General features: G+C 67.9%; 13 protein-coding genes. 7 read left to right on the plus strand and 6 right to left on the minus strand.

Annotation, left to right across the window (positions count from 1 at the left end; all coding sequences use genetic code 11):
- Window positions 1–7: 7 nt before the first annotated feature.
- Genes ACIWQI_RS06055 through ACIWQI_RS06065 form a run of 3 tightly spaced genes read left to right on the plus strand, consistent with a single transcriptional unit; the run spans window position 8 to window position 3,980 of the window.
- On the plus strand, window positions 8–1,141 hold the full coding sequence (locus ACIWQI_RS06055; protein ID WP_396656236.1) for an ABC transporter substrate-binding protein: 1,134 nt from the start codon (window positions 8–10) through the stop codon (window positions 1,139–1,141).
- A gap of 56 nt (window positions 1,142–1,197) precedes the next feature.
- Entirely contained in the window at window positions 1,198–2,292 is a 1,095-nt protein-coding gene (locus tag ACIWQI_RS06060) for an ABC transporter ATP-binding protein (protein ID WP_396656237.1), read from the plus strand.
- A gap of 26 nt (window positions 2,293–2,318) precedes the next feature.
- Window positions 2,319–3,980 (plus strand): CocE/NonD family hydrolase, encoded by a 1,662-nt coding sequence (locus tag ACIWQI_RS06065; protein WP_396656239.1) that lies wholly within the window; start codon window positions 2,319–2,321, stop codon window positions 3,978–3,980.
- Window positions 3,981–3,990: 10 nt separating this feature from the next.
- On the opposite strand, the gene ACIWQI_RS06070 is transcribed toward ACIWQI_RS06065, so the two are convergent.
- Window positions 3,991–5,274 (minus strand): PucR family transcriptional regulator, encoded by a 1,284-nt coding sequence (locus ACIWQI_RS06070; protein WP_396656240.1) that lies wholly within the window; start codon window positions 5,272–5,274, stop codon window positions 3,991–3,993.
- A gap of 158 nt (window positions 5,275–5,432) precedes the next feature.
- On the opposite strand from ACIWQI_RS06070, the gene ACIWQI_RS06075 reads away from it, so the two are divergent.
- Together ACIWQI_RS06075 and ACIWQI_RS06080 are read left to right on the plus strand one after the other, a co-directional pair.
- Complete coding sequence (locus tag ACIWQI_RS06075; protein ID WP_396656241.1) at window positions 5,433–6,986, plus strand: 4-hydroxyphenylacetate 3-hydroxylase N-terminal domain-containing protein; 1,554 nt, start codon at window positions 5,433–5,435, stop codon at window positions 6,984–6,986.
- Complete coding sequence (locus tag ACIWQI_RS06080) at window positions 6,983–7,471, plus strand: flavin reductase family protein (RefSeq protein ID WP_396656242.1); 489 nt, start codon at window positions 6,983–6,985, stop codon at window positions 7,469–7,471. The genes ACIWQI_RS06075 and ACIWQI_RS06080 overlap by 4 nt, the downstream gene beginning before the upstream one ends.
- A 25-nt stretch (window positions 7,472–7,496) precedes the next feature.
- Here ACIWQI_RS06080 and ACIWQI_RS06085 read toward each other — a convergent pair whose 3' ends face one another.
- Genes ACIWQI_RS06085 through ACIWQI_RS06095 form a run of 3 tightly spaced genes read right to left on the minus strand, consistent with a single transcriptional unit; the run spans window position 7,497 to window position 11,602 of the window.
- Window positions 7,497–9,080 (minus strand): FAD-binding oxidoreductase, encoded by a 1,584-nt coding sequence (locus ACIWQI_RS06085; protein WP_396656243.1) that lies wholly within the window; start codon window positions 9,078–9,080, stop codon window positions 7,497–7,499.
- Between the two features lie 34 nt (window positions 9,081–9,114).
- Window positions 9,115–10,686: an FAD-dependent oxidoreductase gene (locus tag ACIWQI_RS06090; protein ID WP_396656244.1), complete on the minus strand. Its 1,572-nt coding sequence runs from the start codon at window positions 10,684–10,686 to the stop codon at window positions 9,115–9,117.
- A gap of 28 nt (window positions 10,687–10,714) precedes the next feature.
- Entirely contained in the window at window positions 10,715–11,602 is an 888-nt protein-coding gene (locus tag ACIWQI_RS06095; protein ID WP_396656245.1) for an alpha/beta hydrolase, read from the minus strand.
- A gap of 244 nt (window positions 11,603–11,846) precedes the next feature.
- On the opposite strand from ACIWQI_RS06095, the gene ACIWQI_RS06100 reads away from it, so the two are divergent.
- Window positions 11,847–13,274, plus strand: a complete 1,428-nt coding sequence (locus ACIWQI_RS06100; protein ID WP_396656246.1) for a carotenoid oxygenase family protein — start codon at window positions 11,847–11,849, stop codon at window positions 13,272–13,274.
- 29 nt (window positions 13,275–13,303) lie between these two features.
- On the opposite strand, the gene ACIWQI_RS06105 is transcribed toward ACIWQI_RS06100, so the two are convergent.
- The gene (locus ACIWQI_RS06105; RefSeq protein WP_396656247.1) at window positions 13,304–14,611 is read right to left on the minus strand and encodes a PucR family transcriptional regulator; all 1,308 of its coding nucleotides are present in this window, start codon (window positions 14,609–14,611) and stop codon (window positions 13,304–13,306) included.
- Between the two features lie 174 nt (window positions 14,612–14,785).
- Here ACIWQI_RS06105 and ACIWQI_RS06110 point away from each other — a divergent pair, with 174 nt between their 5' ends.
- On the plus strand, window positions 14,786–15,802 hold the full coding sequence (locus tag ACIWQI_RS06110) for an LLM class flavin-dependent oxidoreductase (RefSeq protein ID WP_396656248.1): 1,017 nt from the start codon (window positions 14,786–14,788) through the stop codon (window positions 15,800–15,802).
- Here ACIWQI_RS06110 and ACIWQI_RS06115 read toward each other — a convergent pair.
- Window positions 15,774–17,111 carry a helix-turn-helix domain-containing protein gene (locus ACIWQI_RS06115; RefSeq protein ID WP_396656249.1) on the minus strand — a complete coding sequence of 446 codons (1,338 nt, stop codon included), beginning with the start codon at window positions 17,109–17,111 and terminating at the stop codon, window positions 15,774–15,776. The genes ACIWQI_RS06110 and ACIWQI_RS06115 overlap by 29 nt on opposite strands.
- Window positions 17,112–17,257 lie beyond the last annotated feature (146 nt).

Below are 17,257 nucleotides of genomic sequence, written 5' to 3' on the forward strand. Positions count from 1 at the left end.
GAACTGCATGAAGACCACGAAGCCACTTGCCGGCCTCGCCCTCGCGGCGTCGGTGATGCTCGCCCTCACCGGCTGCGGCAGCTCAGACCCTGCGCAGCCGGACGGCGACCCGACGGGGAACACGAGCGAGTACTACCTGGATCCCGAAGCCGAGCAGATCTCGGAGGAGGCCGCGCAGCGGATCACCGAGCTCTACGAGGCCGCACAGGCTGCGGGCGAGAACGAACTCAGCATCATCTCCGGCCTGGCTGACGACATGGCCGGGACATGGGAGGCGTTCGAGAAGACGTTCCCCGGCATCACGGTGACCTCGGCGTCGCTCATCGGTGCGCCGCTGATCACCCAGCTGCAGTCCGAGATGCAGTCCGGCAACCATGTGACCGACGTGCTGCACAACCCCAACGGGCAGCAGTACGTGGAGTTCGCGCAGGAGTACGAGGTCGTCGGCATGACGGTGCCGGAGGCACTGTCCTCCAGTGCCGACCAGCTCATCGACCCGAACCACAAGTTCACGTCGCCGTTCGTGGGATTCTTCGGCTACGGCGTGTTCCTGCCGCGTGCGGGCGACCTGCACCCCACGACGTGGGCCGACCTGACCGGGCCGGAGTACCAGGACCTCGTGCTCATGGGCGACCCGAACCTGCCCGGTCCCTCGCAGGATGCGCCCATCTACCTCTCGCAGAACGGCGCGTTCACCGATGAGGACATCGAGAACCTCGCCGGCAACGTGGTCGTGAAGGGCACCTACGGCGACGCGATCGCCTCGCTGATGCAGGGGGAGGCGCCGTTCATGTTCGCCGCACCCTCGTCGGCCGTGGTGGGAGCCCAGCGGTCCGGGGCCCCGGTGGAGTTCCGTCTGATGGAGGAGGACAACTACGTCGTCACCCACAAGCAGCTGCTGCTGGAAGGTGCGCCTCGCCCGAACGTCGGCAAGCTGTACCTGGAGTGGCTGAACACGCTCACGGCTCAGACCGCCCTGGGTGCCGCGGGTCTCGCGCCGCTGAACACGGAGGGGGCCGACCCCGAGGCGCCGTGGACCAACTGGGAGAAGGCGAACCTGAAGGAGATCGTTCCCTCCCAGATCGTCGACGAGGTTCGTCCCGGCTACATCGAAATGTTCAAGACGATCTTCAAGTCCTGAGATCGGTCTTTGGGACCGGATCCGGCGACGGATCCACTGATCGGAGAGGCGCAGGAATGCGTTCACTGGAAATCGAAGGCATCGCCAAGCACTACCCGGGCGGCAGCATCGCCGTGGAGGACATCACGCTCTCGCTGAACGAGGGCTCCTTCACGACACTGCTGGGCCCCTCGGGCTGCGGCAAGACGACGACGCTTCGATGCCTCGCCGGGCTCGAGGTGCCCGACGCCGGACGCGTCCAGTTCGGTGACGAGGTCTTCGTCGATGTCACCGCCGGCACGTTCCTGCCGCCGAACAAGCGCAAGCTCGGGATGGTCTTCCAAAGCTATGCGCTCTGGCCGAACCGCACGGTTCTGGGCAACATCTCGTATCCGCTCCGGCTGCGCGGCATCAAGGGCCGCGCAGCCGCGCAGCGGGCGGGAGAAGCGCTGGATGCCGTCGGGCTGGCCGGACTGGGGAATCGGTATCCGCACGAGCTCTCGGGTGGGCAGCAGCAGCGCGTCGCGCTCGCCCGAGGGCTCGTGTCGGCCTCGGGCCTGCTTCTGTTCGACGAGCCTCTGTCCAATCTCGATGCGCGACTGCGGCTGGCCATGCGGACCGAGATCCGCCGGCTGCATGACGAGTTCGGCTATTCCTCGGTGTACGTCACGCACGACCAGGAGGAGGCGCTCGCGATCTCCGACCACGTGGTGGTGATGAACAAGGGGAAGATCGAGCAGTCCGGGACCCCGCACGAGATCTTCGCCCAGCCCCGCACCGCATGGGTCGCGGACTTCGTGGGTTTCGACAACATCTTCACGGTCACCGGGATCGATGCCGACGCGGGCCGCGTCGATGTCGCCGGCGGGGGGTCCTTCCACCTCAGCGGCGACCAGATCCGATCCTGGACGGGCGCCCAGATCGCGTTCCGCGCGGCGGATGTCGTCTTCGCCGCAGACGCGCGCAGCTCGGTGCCGCAGGCGACATTCCGGGGCACCGTGACCGCCTCCAGCTACCTCGGGGATGCCTACCGTCTGGCGGTGGAGACCGCTGCCGGTACGACCGTCATGGCCAACATCCCCGACTCGTCCCGCGTCCAGGTGCAGGAGAAGTACCTGGGTGAGGTGCACGAGTTCGCGATGCCGGCCGCCAGCGCGATCATCCTCGACTAGATCCGACAAGGAAGGTGGCCGAGTCGATGGCGCCATTCGAGTACCGTTACCGCACGCTGAGGAACTCCATCGCCGAGCGGGGTGGGCCGCAGCGCCCGGCTCCTCGCATCGAGCGGGTCGGCGAGCTGATCGTTCACCGCGACACACCGGTTCCCACGCGCTCGGGCAAGGTCATCTGGGCCGACGTGTTCCTTCCCGCCGACGGGCGGCCCGCACCGGCGATCGCCTCGTGGTCTCCGTATGGGAAGGCCAACCCGTCACCGATCGGAACGCGATTCCCGCGCTCGGGTGTCCGCGATGATCAACTCTCCGACCTTGTGTCCTTCGAGGCGCCCGATCCGCCGTACTGGGTCTCGCAGGGCTACGCGGTCATCGCCGCCGACATGACGGGCCTGTGGCACTCCACCGGTCCGGCGCACTTCATGGCGCCGGAAGAAGCCGAGGACTACTACGACCTCATCGAGTGGATCGGGACCCAGCCCTGGTGCACGGGGAAGGTCGGACTCTCGGGTGTGTCCTACCTCACGGTCTCGCAATGGCGGGTCGCCGAACTCAAGCCACCCCACCTGACGTGCATCAATCCCTGGGAGGGGTGGACCGACACCTACCGCGAGGTCGCCTACCACGGCGGCATCCCGGAGACCTTCTTCTGGCCGTACATCTGGGACCGATGGGGCGCGACCGCGCCGGGCACGCTGATCGAGGATCTCGAGGCGGAGTATCACGAGCACCCCTTCTTCGATGACTACTGGGCGTCGAAGGCGTCACAGCTCGAGCAGATCGAGGTTCCCGCCTTCGTGACCGCTTCCTGGACGGACCACGGACTGCACACGCGCGGCACGCTCGAGGGGTTCCGCCGCATCTCCTCCCCGCAGAAGTGGCTCTTCGTCCACGGCCGCAAGAAGTGGGCGGAGTACTACCTCGCGGAGAATGTCGCGAAGCAGAAGGCATTCTTCGACCGCTTCCTCAAAGGCATCCCGAACGAGGTCGACGACTGGGCGCCGGTGACCGTCGAGGTGCGCAACGACTACTACGACGGCCGCCGCCTCGAAGCGTCGTCCTGGCCGTTGCCGAATGTCGAGTACACCGAATTCTATCTCGCCGCCGACGGGCTCCTCGCGCCGGAAGCACCCTCCGAACACGGCACGTCCGTCTACGACGGACTCGCGAGCGGCCTGGGTGCGCATCGTGCGACATTCCGCCACACCTTCACGGAGGACACCGATCTCGTCGGGCACGCTCAGGCGGAACTGTGGGTCGAGGCGCCGGAGGCGTCGGACATGGATCTCTTCCTCGCGGTGTTCAAGCAGCGCGCAGACGGGTCGACGGTCGGCTTCCCCTACTACGCGCTGTTCGAAGACGGCGCTGCCGCTCTCGGATGGCTCCGTGTCTCGGCGCGCGAGAAGGACGAGGACCGATCGCTGCCGTATCTCCCCGTTCTGAAGCACGAGCGACGACTTCCGCTCGAACCGGATGGGCCGACGAGGGTAGAAGTCGAGATCCTCCCGCAAGGAACCCACTTCGCAGCGGGTGAGTCCCTCGTCCTCGTCATCCAGGGCGTCGACGTCTTCCGCTACCCGGACCATCTGCTCCAGAAGGCTCACACCGCCTATGTGAACGAGGGGCCGCAGATCATCCACTTCGGCGGAGCCACTCCGTCCCGCCTCGTCCTGCCGGTGCTCGGATAGGGGCCCCCCGCTACAGGTGCGCGGCGAGGAGGAGGGCCACCCGGGTCTCGACCGGCCGCTCCAGCGGGTTGCGCCCGAGGATCTGCTCGGCGCGCTTGAGCCGGTAGGCGATCGTGTTCCGGTGCACGTAGAGGATCTCGGATGCCCGCACCAGGCTGCCGCTCACGCGGATGACGGTCTCCAGCGTGGTGCGCAGTTCGTCCATGAGGGCGTCCGGCTCCAGAAGCGGCCCGATCTCCCGCTGGACGAACAGTCGCGCCAGGTCGGGCGACTGCGCCGCGAGTGCCAGAAGGCCGTCACCGGCGAACGAGACGAGCGGCCCGATCCTCCGGGAGAGGCGATTGAGCCCGTGGGCCGCCCTCGCCGTGACCAGCGTGGTGCGAAGACCGGTCGTGCCAGGGGCGCTCAGGCCGATCGAGACGAGGGCGTCGCGGCGGTCGGCGATGATGTCGGCGAGTCGATCGGCGACGTCCGGACCGAGCGGGTGCGGGCTGGTCACGAGGATCCACATGGTGTCCTGATCGACCGGCACCGCGGTCACGACGCAGTGGGCGAAGCGCTCGGTCACAGCCCGCCGGAATCCGGCGAAGTCCAACGGCGCGCCGCCGGGTTCGACCAGGTCAGCGGGGGAGACGACCAGTCCGGTGTGCTCCTGGTCGGGCCGGATCCCCAGGACGTCGGCGATCGCCTCGTCGTCGACGGGCGCGCCGCCGATCAGCCGCTCCAGCACCTGTCGCTGACTGACGACGCGCTGCTCGCGCAGACGCTCATGCTCGTCCGTGTAGATCTGCGCGTTCTGGTCGATGAGCGCGCCGAAATAGATCGACAGCGAGCGGTCGATGCCGCTCAGCAGCTCGATCGTGTCGGCGCGGTCCCAGGAACCCACGACGATCTCGATGAACGCACGACGCCACCGGTGGTCCAACGCCCGCATGCCCCGCACGATCCGCTCCAGCGGGATGTGCATGTGCACGGCCTGCAGCGTGGAGTCGCGCTGCGCGCGGCTGACCCGCACGCTCGCGGCGCTGTCGCGCCCGGCGACCAGGAACCGGATCAGATTGATCGAGATCGACTCGATCGACTTGCCGATCGGCTCGGCCAGATTCTCGTAGCGCGCGGGAGACACATCGCCGTACGCCTCCTCGCTGGCCCCGTGCGCGACCGAGAGCGCCCAGTCGACCAGGCGGGGTTCGAGCCCTTCTGTCAGCGCATCCATCGTGCGGGCGTCATTGAGTGCGGCAGACCGCTTCGTCGCGGGCACTCGCGCGAGGACCTCGTCGATCCTGTCGACCATCGAATTGCTCCTTTCGCGTCTGGAGCCCGAAGCCTCAATTATGCATCTTGAACAACGGGCCGCGGAGCCGTTGGGGTCGTTGCCGTGGAATCAGTGCTCTGCGGAACCTAGCTTTGTGTAAAGAGTCGAGCGAGCGCTCGACGTCCGGGAGGAACAGAGTGACCGTCGAGCAGACCGCAGCCCCGCAATCCGGCACGCGCACACTGCCCCAGACCGCGGACGAGTACCTCGAGTCCATCCGCGACGGCAGGGAGGTGTGGCTCTACGGGGAGCGTGTCGCCGACGTGACCGCACACCCCGCCTTCCGCAACTCCGCGCGCTCGATGGCGCGTCTGTACGGCGCATTCCGCGATCCGGCCACCGCCGATCGGATGCTCAAGCCCACCGACACCGGAAGCGGGGGTCTCACGCATCCCTTCTTCCGGGTCGCGCGATCCCAGCAGGACCTGCGCGACAACATCACGGCGATCCAGACCTGGCAGGAACTCGTGTTCGGCTGGATGGGCCGGACGCCCGATTACAAGGCGGCACTGCTGACCAGTCTCGGTCAGGACCCGGAGTACTTCGGCGAGTTCGCCGACAACGCCCGCCTCTGGTACCGCCGGGCGCAGGAGAACGTGCTCTTCTTCGCCCACGCCATCGCCAACCCGCCCGTCGACCGCGGTCGGCCCGTCGAGGAGGTGCGCGATGTGTTCGTGCACGTCGAGCGCGAGACCGACGCCGGCATCATCGTCAGCGGCGCCAAGGTCGTCGCCACGGGGGCGCCGATCGCGCAGTACGTGCTGGTCGGGCACACGCGGGTCGAGGTGGCCGACAAGGCCTTCGCGCTGATGTTCGTGGCGCCGCTGGACGCTCCCGGGGTCAAGCTCGTCGCCCGTGCCTCGTACGAAGAGACCGCGGCGCGCACGTCCTCGCCGTTCGACTACCCGCTGTCCAGCCGACTCGATGAGAACGATGCCATCCTGGTCTTCGATGAAGCCCTGATCCCGTGGGAGAACGTGCTCATCTACGACGAGAAGAAGATCTTCTCCTTCATCCGCGACAGTCGGTGGACCGGTCGCGGCATCCTGCAGGCGAACGTGCGCCTGTCGACGAAGCTGGGCTTCCTCGCGGGGCTGATGAATCAGGCGCTGGAGGTGGTCGGGACGCAGCAGGAGAGGTTCGCCACCGTCGCCCTCGGCGAGATGCTCGTCAACCGCAACGTCTTGAACGGACTGCGCGCCGGCATGGTGGAGCATGCGATCCCCGGACCGGGGGGCTCGGTCGAGCCGAACCCGGTCTATGCGTCGGCCTCGGCCGCGATCGGCCCGTCCCTGCAGCGACGCAGCCGTGAGCTCGCCGAGAAGTTCACGGGATCGGGCCTGATCTACCTGAACTCGATCGCGAAGGACTTCGATGTCCCGGAGCTGCGTCCCACCCTGGATCGCTATCTGCGCGGGTCGAACGGCAAGTCCGCCATCGACCGGTCCCGCATCATGAAGATGCTCTGGGACGCCGTGGGCAGCGAGTTCGGCGGCCGTCACGACCTGTATGAGCAGAACTACCTGGGTCAGGAGGACGTGCACTTCATGTCGACCCATCGCACGGCCCTCGCCGACGGCACGATGGCATCACTGGAGGAGCTCGTCGAGAATGCGATGAGCGATTACGACCTGCAGGGCTGGACAGCGCCGGATCTCATCTCCAACGACGATGTGAACAGCCACCCATGAGCCCTGTCGACTCGCGCCAGTTCCGATCCGTCGCCGGCAAGTTCCCGTCGGGCGTCACCGTCATCACCACCTGCTCCGCTGACGGAGTGGTGCACGGCATGACCGCGAACGGATTCGTCTCCGTCTCACTGGACCCGCCGCTGATCCTGGTGTCGGTCGGCGAGCACACGCGCACGCACGGCCACCTCGCCGCGAACGAGCGATACTCCGTGAGCATCCTGGGACATCGTCAGAAGGACGTGGCGATCCGCTTCGCAGGCAAGCCCACGGATGTCGCAGCCCCGCAGTTCGAGTGGGTCGAAGGTCATCCCTTCGTCCCCGACGCGATCGGCCGCCTCGGCTGTCGCATCGTCGATCGGCACAAGGCCGGCGACCACACCCTGTTCATCGCCGAGGTCGAGCATCTCGACCTGCGCGAGGGAGAGCTGCCCCTCGTCTTCAGCTCGGGGCAGCTCTTCTCGCCACTGGAGCGGCCGATCGCCTGATCGCGACCGGCCGCCTTCGGTCGCGTCACTCCCGGTCGCGATATGCCGCCGGCCAGATGCCCTGCTTTCCGGGCGCGAGGATGCCCGCGGGATCGAGCGTGTCCTTGAGCCGCTCGACGAAGCGTCGATAGGCGTGATCGTTCCAGTCGAACTGGTCCTGGTTGGCGTCCATCCCCCGGAGGTGTCCGCGGTACATCGGGTAGCCCTGCGCCCCCAGTCGTCGAATGGCTGACTCGTACAGGTCGTACGCGGCCTGGATGCGCTCGGGATCCGAGTGATCGAAGTTGATGACGCCCAGGTACACGATCGAGCGGGGGAACAGGCAGATGCTCGGCCAGAAGTCGAAGCCGGCAGCTTCCATCTCCTCCCGCAGGAGTCGGCCGATGTGTGCCGCCTCCGCACCCGTGTTCCTGCCGATCGGCGAGAGCTCGAGATGCCCGCCGTCCGGTCCCCACCACTCGACCGATTTCAGCAGGGACTGGCTGGGCCGGCCGGCCTGGACGCGGTCGGGGTGCAGAGGAAGGGTGTCTTCCGACACCTGGTCCCCCGGCGTGGGCAGCGCCGTGAACTCGCCGTCCGGCACTGCTTCGAGGAGGACCTCCCGGACGCGCTGGATCTTCGCCTCCACGATCCGGCGGGGACCGTAGAGTGCGGCACGGAGGTTCCACCACCCCATGCCGAGCTCCTTCATCACCCGCCGATAGTCGGCCTCGGTGATCGGGCCGTCGAACCAGGCCTTGCGCGGCGCGCGCATCGCCGCGGTGCCGAGGATGCCCCCGATCACCGGGATGTTGGTGATGGTGCCTTCGAGCATCAGCGTGCGGGCGGCGTCGATCAGGGGCACCAGGTCGGCATCCTCCCAGACGCGGAACCGCACCGGGGCGAACAGCTCCGGAGCGGGGCTCAGGCGCCGGCCGAGCTTGGTGACGATGCCGAGGTTGGACTGCATGAACAGCGACTCCACGCTGGGTCCGAAACCACGCGGGTGAACATGCGCGGCCCTGCTGGTGGAGGACGCCCACATTCCCGTGCGCAGCAGGGAGCCATCGGGGAGCACGACCTCGAGGCCGCTGGCCGCGGCGGCATGGTCGCCGAACTCCGTGTATCCGACTCCGTGGTCGACGGTGTTGCCGACGACCGAGCCCCACCCGAGGTCGGGAGTCGACGGCCACCAGCTGCCACCTCGTTCGCGCAGGGCGTCGACGAGCTCATAGAACGTGACGCCGGGTTCGACGACCACATAGCCGAGCTCCTCGTTGATCTCGAGGATCCGGTTCATGCGCCGGAAGTTGACGGTGATCGAGCCGCGGACCCGAGGCGCCCCGCCGCCGTAGCCGTTGTTCTTGCCCTGGCTGTGAGCCCAGACCGGGACGCCGTGCTCCGCGGCGATGCGCACGATTCCCTGCACGTCTTCGACCGAGCCGGGCTGGACCACCGCCGATGGCCAGTGGGTGTCCCACTCGGGCCAGTCGTAGGGGTCACGGAACTCCTCGATGCCGTCGGTGCGCACAGCATCCGCCCCCAAGAGCTCGCGGAGGGCGGCGACGGTCTCGGAGAATGCGGTGCGGTCGGAGCCGTCGGGGAGGACGGCGGACAGGTCGGTCGTCATTGCACGGAGTCCTTTTCTGTGTGGGAGGGGCTGATCAGTCGCTCTGCCGCAGCGAGCGGAAGCGCTCCGGCCAGATGCCCTGCTTTCCCGGAGACAGCACACCGGCCGGATCGAGGGCATCCTTGAGCAGCTCGGTGAAGCGGCGGATCGCGTGGTCATTCCAGTCGAACTGGTCCTGCATCATGTCCATGACCCGGATGTTGCCGCGGTAGGGCAGGTACCCGGCCTTCGCGAGCGCCGGGTAGGCCCTGCGGGCGACGCGGTACGCCGCGGCGATGCTCTCCGGGTCGAACCGGTCGTAGTTGAGCACGCAGAGGAACATCATCGAGCGCTTGATGACGTACAGGCTCGGCCAGAAGTCATAGCCCTCGGCTTCCACGACGGGCCGCAGGATCTCGATCATCCGCTGGACGTCTTGGGCGGTCGCGCGGCCGATCGGTGAGATCTCGAGGTGCCCGCCGTCTTCGCCGCGCCACTTCGCGGTCTCCAGCATGACCAGGCTCGGTCGGCCTGCCTGGAGTGCTTCCCGATGCGTGAGCGACTCGATCTCGTCGTCGATCTCGCTGCCCGAGATCATCTTGACCGTCACTTCGGCGTCGGGAACATGCTCTCGGACCACCTCGCGCACGCGCGCCAGACGCGCCTGGACGACAGCGGCCGGACCGTACAGCGCCGCGACGCAGTTCCACCACCCGAGTGCCAGCTCTTCGCACATCTGCTGGTACACGTCATCCGGGATGGGGACCCCGCCGTCGTACCACTCATCGCGCGGCTTGCGCATTGCCGCGGCACCGAGCGCTGTGGTGAGGTTGGGGATGTTCGTGATCGTGCCCTCGGTGGTGAGGATGCGCATCGCGTCCACGAGCGGCCCCACGTCGGCGGCGGCGGGTGCCTTGATCGTGAGCGGGGCGTACACCTCCGGTCTCGGCGTGAGCGGACGCGCGAGCTTCGTGACGATCCCGAGGTTCGACTGCAGGAACAGCGGCGTCACGTTCGGTCCGAAGCCGCGCGGATGCGGTGCCCGGCTGGCGGATGAAGCCCACATGCCGGTCCGCAGCAGCGATCCGTCCGGCAGCACGACTTCCAAGGCCGGCACGTGCGCGGCGTGGTCTCCGTACTCGGTGTAGCCGAAGCCGTGATCAGCGGTGTTGCCCAGTACGGAGCCCCAGCCCAGGCTGGGGGCGGAGGTCCACCAGCGGTTGCCGCGGCGGCGCAGCTCTTCCACGAGGTCGAAGAACCGCACGCCGGGCTCGACGACGGCCAGGCCCAGTTCCTCGTCGATCTCGATGCGGTCCATCCGGCGCAGGTTCACCACGATGGTTCCGCCGATGACCGGCGCGGAGCCGCCGTAGCCGTTGTTGCGTCCCTGGCTGCTGGTCCACAGCGGCACCCCGTGGCGTGCGGCCGCGCGCACGACGGCCTGCACTTCTTCGACGGTCGACGGCTGCACGACCGCCGCGGGGTAGTGGCTCTCGTCCAGCGGATCGTACGGATCGCGGAACTCGTGGGCGGCCTCGCCGGTGAGGACGGCATCGTCCCCGAGTCGGATCCGGATGTCGGCCAGAGCCGCCTCGTAATCCGCAGGGTTGATCTCGGGCGCAGACATCGACACGTTCGTCAATCGGTGACCGACGTCACGCGTTGGCGTCGACGAACCGGGTCAGCAACGGGCCCAGGGCGTCCCACGGGGATCCGATCGCGTAGACCGGGGTGAGGTGGTTCTGCCCATAGAGCAGATGCAGCGGCGCGAAGGTGTTCTTCTGCGCGAACCACTCGGCGACGAACTGCGACGCGTGGTCCTGGAACTCGGGCTCGTCGAACTCGCTGACGGTGCACAGCAGCGGCAGGTCGGTGTCGATCAGGCCCTGCAGGGTCGCTCGCTGCGCCCACGTGGAGGTGTCCTCGCCCCAGTACGCGAAGTGCAGATCCTTCCGGGAGGCACGGCCGACGTCGTAGAGGCATGACACGATCGCCGCACCCGCCAGTGCCCGGCCGTGCGGGCCGTAGCCGGCGTGCCCCACGACGTAGTCGGCGACGTGCATCGACCCTGCGGACTGTCCGCAGAGGAAGATCTTCGACGGGTCTCCGCCGTACGCTGCGATGTTGTCCACAACCCAGGTGATGACCGCGGCGACATCCTCTGCGCCCGCCGGGAATCCGAACTCGGGCGCCAGTCGATAGTTCATCGTGACGCCCACCCACCCCTGCTGGACGGCCCAGGACCCGAGGTTTGCGAAGTACGGAGTCTGGTCGGAGTCCTTGGCGCCGCGCACGAAGCCGCCGCCGTGCACGTAGACGAGGACGGGACGGCCCGAGCCCTTGTCCCCGTGGCGGGAGTAGACGTCCAGCACCTGGCGCTCATGGGTGCCGTAGGAGACGTCTTTCGTGACGTCGACGCCGTCATAGATCGCCGGATCGATCTCGGGCGCGGCGATGGCGATCGTTCCGGCCACCATCGAAGGCTCCAGGTCGGGACCGAGCGCGACGAGCGCGGCGCGGCGCTCCTTGAACGACATCGACATGCCACTCCTCATCATCGGGACGGTATGAGACCGACACTAGTTCCGGGGTCTGATCCGGTCATGTGACTGCACAACAGGGAACGGGCGTTCTGTTGTGCGCAGGGGACAATTGCCGCCCATTGACGTCGGCGACAGTCCGCCGGGCAGTTCCCTGCTTTCCGGGCAGTGTCACGGACGGGAACGCCATGCCTAGCATGGCCACGCCGGACCTGTCGTGGACCGGCGGAGACACCAAGGAGCACTCATGTCCCTAGCCGGCACCTTCTACAAGATGCACAGCTTCCAAGGGAAGCAGTCGCCGTCGACGCGGCTGGAAGCGGAGCTCTACGACGCCGAGATCATCGGCGAGGTTCCGCGCGAGATCAACGGCTACCTCTACCGGGTGGGCGGTGACCGGTTCTACCCGACTCTCGAGGACGACGTCATCATCAACGGGGACGGCCTGTTCTCACTGCTGCGCTTCGAAGACGGGCACGTGGATTTCAAGTCGCGCTATGTGCGCACGCCGCGCCTGCTCGCCGAGATGGAAGCGCGCCGGCGCCTGTACGGAAAGTACCGGAACAAGTACACCGATGATCCCGAGGCTCCGCAGGTGGACCGCGACAACACAGGCAACACCTACGCGCACTGGCACGCCGGGCGCCTGTTCGCCCTGCGCGAGGACTCGCACCCCTACATGATCGATCCGGAGACGCTGGACACGCGGGACCAGTGGGACTTCAACGGAAAGCTCAAGTCGATCTCGGTGTGCGCGCACCCCAAGCTCGACCCCGTGACCGGCGAATGGTGGGGCTTCGGACTGTTCGCGGACGGATCGTACATCGAGCCGGTCATGGCGCTGCAGGTCGCCGACAAAGACGGCAACCTCATCCGCGAGGAGGTGTTCAAGAGCCCGTTCCCCGGGCTGTCGCACGACTTCGCCGTCACGCGGGAACATGTGATCTTCGACATCATGCCCCTCACGGTCGACGAGGAGCGGATGAAGAGGGGCGGCGACTTCTACAACTACGACCCGTCGAAGCCGAGCGCGTGGGGCATCATGCGCCGCGACGGCACGGTCGACGACATCCGCTGGTTCCACCTGCCGAACACGTTCTCGGGGCACATCATGAATGCCTTCACCGAGGGCGACAAGGTCTATGTCGACGCGACGATCTCTCCCGGCAACGGCTTCCCGTTCTTCCCGACCACCATCGGCGAGCTCACCGCCGTCGAAGACGGCATCGCCCAGATCACGCGTCTGGAGTTCGATCTCTCGGAGGACGGCGCGGCGCCCAAGCAGTACGCGGTGCCGGGCTCGGTCGGAGAGATGCCCCGCAACGACGGAAGATTCCAGATGGACCGCTACCGCTGGGGCTACTTCCGCCACGACCGCGGCCTCGCGTCACTGGACTGGGACAACCGCCAGGTGCACGTGCACGAGCTCCCTCCGGGAGTGGTCGCACAGGAGCCGATGTTCGTGCCGCGCTCAGCCGATGCCCCCGAGGGGGACGGATGGCTGCTGTCGATGGTGAACTACATGGCCGAGAACCGTGCGGAGGTGTGGGTCCTCGATGCGAAGAACATCCAGGCGGATCCGCTCGCTCGCGTGCTGCTGCCGTATCGTCAGTCGTTCTCGTTCCACGGGTCGTTCGTGCCGCTGGATCAGGTTTCGAACGCCGTCAGATCGTAGTGCGGGATCCTCGTGCGCTGATCTGAAGGTCAGTGCACGAGGTCCGGCATGAGCTGGACGAGCTGGAGCGCCATCAGCAGCTGCACGGGTCGATCCTTCATCGCAGGACCGAGCATCTCCTGGGCCTGCGCGACCCGGTACGCGACGGTGCTCGGTGCGATGTGCAGCTCGGCGGCGACCGCGACACGGCTGTTGCCGGTCTCCAGATACCGGCGGAGGGTGAGGCGGATGTCGGCGATGCGATCATCCTCCGCGAGCAGACCGCCCAGCTCGTGACGGGCGAACCGGCGCGCCGCAGCCCGGTCGGCGAGCAGCAGCGCGAGGTGGGCGACAGCGTCGTAGTCCCAGACATCGTCGACGTCGGCCGTGCGTCCCACGCGGGCGGCGTCGTGAGCACCGTGGTAGGCGTCGCGGAATCCTGTGACACCCGCGCCGAGCGGTCCCACCCCGATGCTCACTCCCGCCGGCGGCCCGACTCGCCGCAGAATCCCCGCGACATCCTCCTCCGGCATCGCGGGCAGGGTCCACCACAGCTGTACGGCTGCGTCGTGAGGGAGGACGAGCACGCGGTCCGCACTGAGGGCGTCGGCGGCTCGGCGGGCGAAGGCGTCGAGCGCATCCTCGAGCCTCGGGATATGCCTTCCGCCGGTGCTGAACGCGAGGGCGAAGCAATGCGTGCTCGACAGTGACAGGCCCAGGATGGCCTCGGCATCCACCGGGACGGCAGCCCCACGGGCGAGGTCGGTGATCACACGGCGTCGGGCCTGGCGTGTGCGACCGTCCCACTGCCGTCGCTCGCGGCGGTACGCCTCGGTGAGCGCCCTGACGGTCGCGTTCCCGTAGGCGAACATCGCCGTGCTCATCGCGCGGACCGCGGAGATCTGCTGATCCGGGGGAACCAGCCGCTCGATCATCGCGAGCATCTCCTCCTGCGATGCCGCGTGGGACGCCCAGGCCTTGTGGACGAGCGCGTCGATCGGCACGCCCTGGCGCACCGCTCGCTGAGCGATCCCCGCCATCGCGGGGGAGCCCTGGATCGTCTCCGGAGTCCACTCCCGCGCCAGCGCCACCAGGGCCACGAGCAGGCCCTCCTCCGCACCCTGGCGGGAGAACCCCGTGGAGGCGGTGGGGAGTCCGAGCAGCTCACCGTCTTCCTCGAAGCGGCGGGTGATCCGATCGGCCGTCTCCACGGCCCATGCCACCGCGTTGGGCCCGATCGCATCCACGGCGGCCCCGATGGTCGCCGCGTCCGCGGCACGTCGTCGAGCCAGCTCGACGGGGGACCACGACGGTCCCGAGGGTGCGAGCGCGCGGATCCAGCCAGATGCGTCGCGCATCGACTCTCCTCCTTCGTCCTCCTCCAGGATGCCTGAGCGCAGGCGGCCGGCCATTGTGCGCAGTGACCAACCCGGGCCCGGAATCTGGCGTCGGTGACGAACACCGTCCGCGACGGTGACCGTAGCGTTGACGTCGTGGGTCCGCCGGTGGACGCGGAGGAACGGGGTTGATGAATGGCTGACGTCGAGTTCGGAGTCTTCGACTGGGTGGACGTGCACGCGGGGCGCAGCATCGCGGACACCTATGAGGATCGGATCGCCGTGGCGCGGCGCGCCGACGAAGGGAACTTCACGCGCTTCCACGTCGCCGAGCACCACGGGGCGACCCTGGGGCTGGCCGCGTCGCCAGGTCTGTTCGCGGCGGCGCTTGCGCGGGAGACGAAGCGTCTTCGGCTCGTTCCGACCACGTTCATCGTGCCCCTCTACGATCCGCTGCGGCTCGTGGAGGAGATCGCGATGATCGACCACCTCTCGCACGGTCGACTCGAGATCGGGATCGGCAAGGGGTCATCCCCGCACGAAGCCACCATGTTCGGGTTCGACCGCGACACGATGGGCGCGCGGTATCAGGCGTACACGCCGGCCGTCCTCGACGCGCTCGCCACAGGTGTGTTCGTGCCCCCGGGCGGCGGCGCACCGGTGGAACTGACCATCACGCCGGATCGCCCGATTCCGGTCTGGTACCCCACCTCGAACCCCGAGTCGATCCGGATGACGGCCGAGAACGGTCAGAACACGATCTTCGGATTCGCCTTCAAGTCGCCCGACATCGCGGTCATCCGCGAGCACCGCGACCTCTTCGTCGAGGTGTCGGAGGCGGTGCGGCCTGGAAAGCGGCCTCCGCTGTTCGGAATCCTGCGCCACGTCGTCGTCGCCGACACCGACGAGCGCGCGTACGAGGTCGCCGAGGCCGCGTTCGCCGCGCACTATGACAATTTCACCTGGCTCTGGCGCAAGCACGGCACACCGCAGCCGCCGCAGCCGGACCTGCGAGCACTCGTCGACCAGCACCTGGTGTTCATCGGCTCGCCGTCGTCTGTCGCCGCACAGGTGAGTGATGTCATCGAGGCCACCGGCGTCGACTACATCGCCGGATCGTTCGCGTGGGGAACGCTCTCCCGTGACGATGCCCTGCGCTCGGTCGACCTCTTCGACACCGAGGTCATCCCCGCGGTGCGTCCCGGCCGATAGCGGCGGACTGCAGCAGGCCGGGCAGCGCGTGTGCCGCCTGCAGCGCCAACAGCACCTGGTGGGCGCGATCCGCCACCGGACGACCCAGCAGCTCATTGGCCTTGCCGACCCGGTACGCGACCGTGTTCGGCGCCAGGTGCAGCTCCTTTGCGACCAGCACGCGGCTGTTGCCGCTGGCGAGGTAGCGGCGCACGGTGTCTCGCATCTCGGCGAGGCGGACCCCAGGTCCGCCGAGCGCGCCGAGTTCGTGCCGGACGAACCATGCCGCCGTGTCCCGGTCCGCCGCGAGCAGCGCGAGGTGACCGGTCTCGTCGAAGCGCCAGACGGGCCAGTCGGCGGCATCCGGCAGGCGTGCCATGCGCTCCGTCAACAGCGCTCCCCGCACGCTGTCGCGGAAGCCTTCGACCCCATCGCCGTGCGGTCCGACGGCCAGTCGCAGCCACTCCGGGCGTCGTGCGCCGGCGATGCGGGCGGCGGCTTCCTCCGACAGGGAGACGGGGCTGTTCCACCACAGCTGCGTCGCACGCTCGTGTTCGAGGATGATGACGCGCTCGGCCCCGAGCTCGTCGGCGACCGAGTGGGCGAAATCCGCGATCGCGACCTCCGCGTCCGGGATCCATGACTTCTCGGTGAACCATGCGACCGCGTAGGCGTGTCCGCCGCTCCAGTGCACGTCCAGCGGGTCGGTGTCCGGATCAGGGGCATCCGCCCCTTCGACGACCGCGTTGATCGCGCGCCGCTGGTTCTCGGTGCGCCAGCCGCGCCAGGCGCGCTGCTCCTCCTCGTACGCGATCGCGACCCGGTAGGCGTGGGACTTCGCATAGTCGAGCATCGCGGTGCTCGCCTGGCGTGTCACCGCCGCATGCTGCTGCTCCGGCACGATGTGCTGGAGATCCGCGATCAGCTGGTCGCGCGTGACCGAGTGGATGGCCCAGACCCGGTTGAGCAGCACGTCCAAGGGGAGGCCGCGCCGCACTCCGAGCCGCACGATCCCCAGCAGGTCCTCGGTCAGGGTGCTGTATTCCTCGTGACCGGAGCCTGCGACGATCGCCATGAGCAGACGCAGGAAGGCGACCTCGCTCGCCTGTCGGACCTGACCCGAGGAGGCGGTGGGAAACCCGCCTGCTCGCTCCATCTCGGTGATCTGCTCCGCAGCGCGGGCGGCGACTTCGACCGCCCATGCCGTCGCCGAGACCCCGATGAGATCGATCGCCCGATCGAGGAGTTCGGGTGCGCTGAGCGCCCGTTCGCGCAGCTCCGTTTCGCTCCACACGCCGCCCGCAGGCGTCAGTTGTCGCACCCAATCCATGGGCCTCCAGTCTACGCGCTGTCGTCGGCACCATTCGCGATCTCGCGCGCTGTCGTCCACGCGATACGCGGGCGCCGACGCCGTCGCGAGAATGGGCTCATCGGCTTGCTGCCGTGCACCTTGCGCGCCCGCGGGAGAGGAAGAAC

It is taken from the genome of Microbacterium sp. (assembly GCF_044508325.1).
Taxonomy (GTDB): Bacteria; Actinomycetota; Actinomycetes; order Actinomycetales; family Microbacteriaceae; genus Microbacterium.

Bases quoted from the DNA above. Each gene is read 5' to 3' on its own strand.
- ACIWQI_RS06110 (WP_396656248.1), top strand. From the start codon at position 14,786: ATGGCTGACGTCGAGTTCGGAGTCTTCGACTGGGTGGACGTGCACGCG.
- ACIWQI_RS06095 (WP_396656245.1), bottom strand. From the start codon at position 11,602: ATGTCGATGTCGTTCAAGGAGCGCCGCGCCGCGCTCGTCGCGCTCGGT.
- ACIWQI_RS06100 (WP_396656246.1), top strand. From the start codon at position 11,847: ATGTCCCTAGCCGGCACCTTCTACAAGATGCACAGCTTCCAAGGGAAG.
- ACIWQI_RS06090 (WP_396656244.1), bottom strand. From the start codon at position 10,686: ATGTCTGCGCCCGAGATCAACCCTGCGGATTACGAGGCGGCTCTGGCC.
- ACIWQI_RS06065 (WP_396656239.1), top strand. From the start codon at position 2,319: ATGGCGCCATTCGAGTACCGTTACCGCACGCTGAGGAACTCCATCGCC.
- ACIWQI_RS06055 (WP_396656236.1), top strand. From the start codon at position 8: ATGAAGACCACGAAGCCACTTGCCGGCCTCGCCCTCGCGGCGTCGGTG.
- ACIWQI_RS06080 (WP_396656242.1), top strand. From the start codon at position 6,983: ATGAGCCCTGTCGACTCGCGCCAGTTCCGATCCGTCGCCGGCAAGTTC.
- ACIWQI_RS06105 (WP_396656247.1), bottom strand. From the start codon at position 14,611: ATGCGCGACGCATCTGGCTGGATCCGCGCGCTCGCACCCTCGGGACCG.
- ACIWQI_RS06060 (WP_396656237.1), top strand. From the start codon at position 1,198: ATGCGTTCACTGGAAATCGAAGGCATCGCCAAGCACTACCCGGGCGGC.
- ACIWQI_RS06070 (WP_396656240.1), bottom strand. From the start codon at position 5,274: ATGGTCGACAGGATCGACGAGGTCCTCGCGCGAGTGCCCGCGACGAAG.
- ACIWQI_RS06115 (WP_396656249.1), bottom strand. From the start codon at position 17,111: ATGGATTGGGTGCGACAACTGACGCCTGCGGGCGGCGTGTGGAGCGAA.
- ACIWQI_RS06085 (WP_396656243.1), bottom strand. From the start codon at position 9,080: ATGACGACCGACCTGTCCGCCGTCCTCCCCGACGGCTCCGACCGCACC.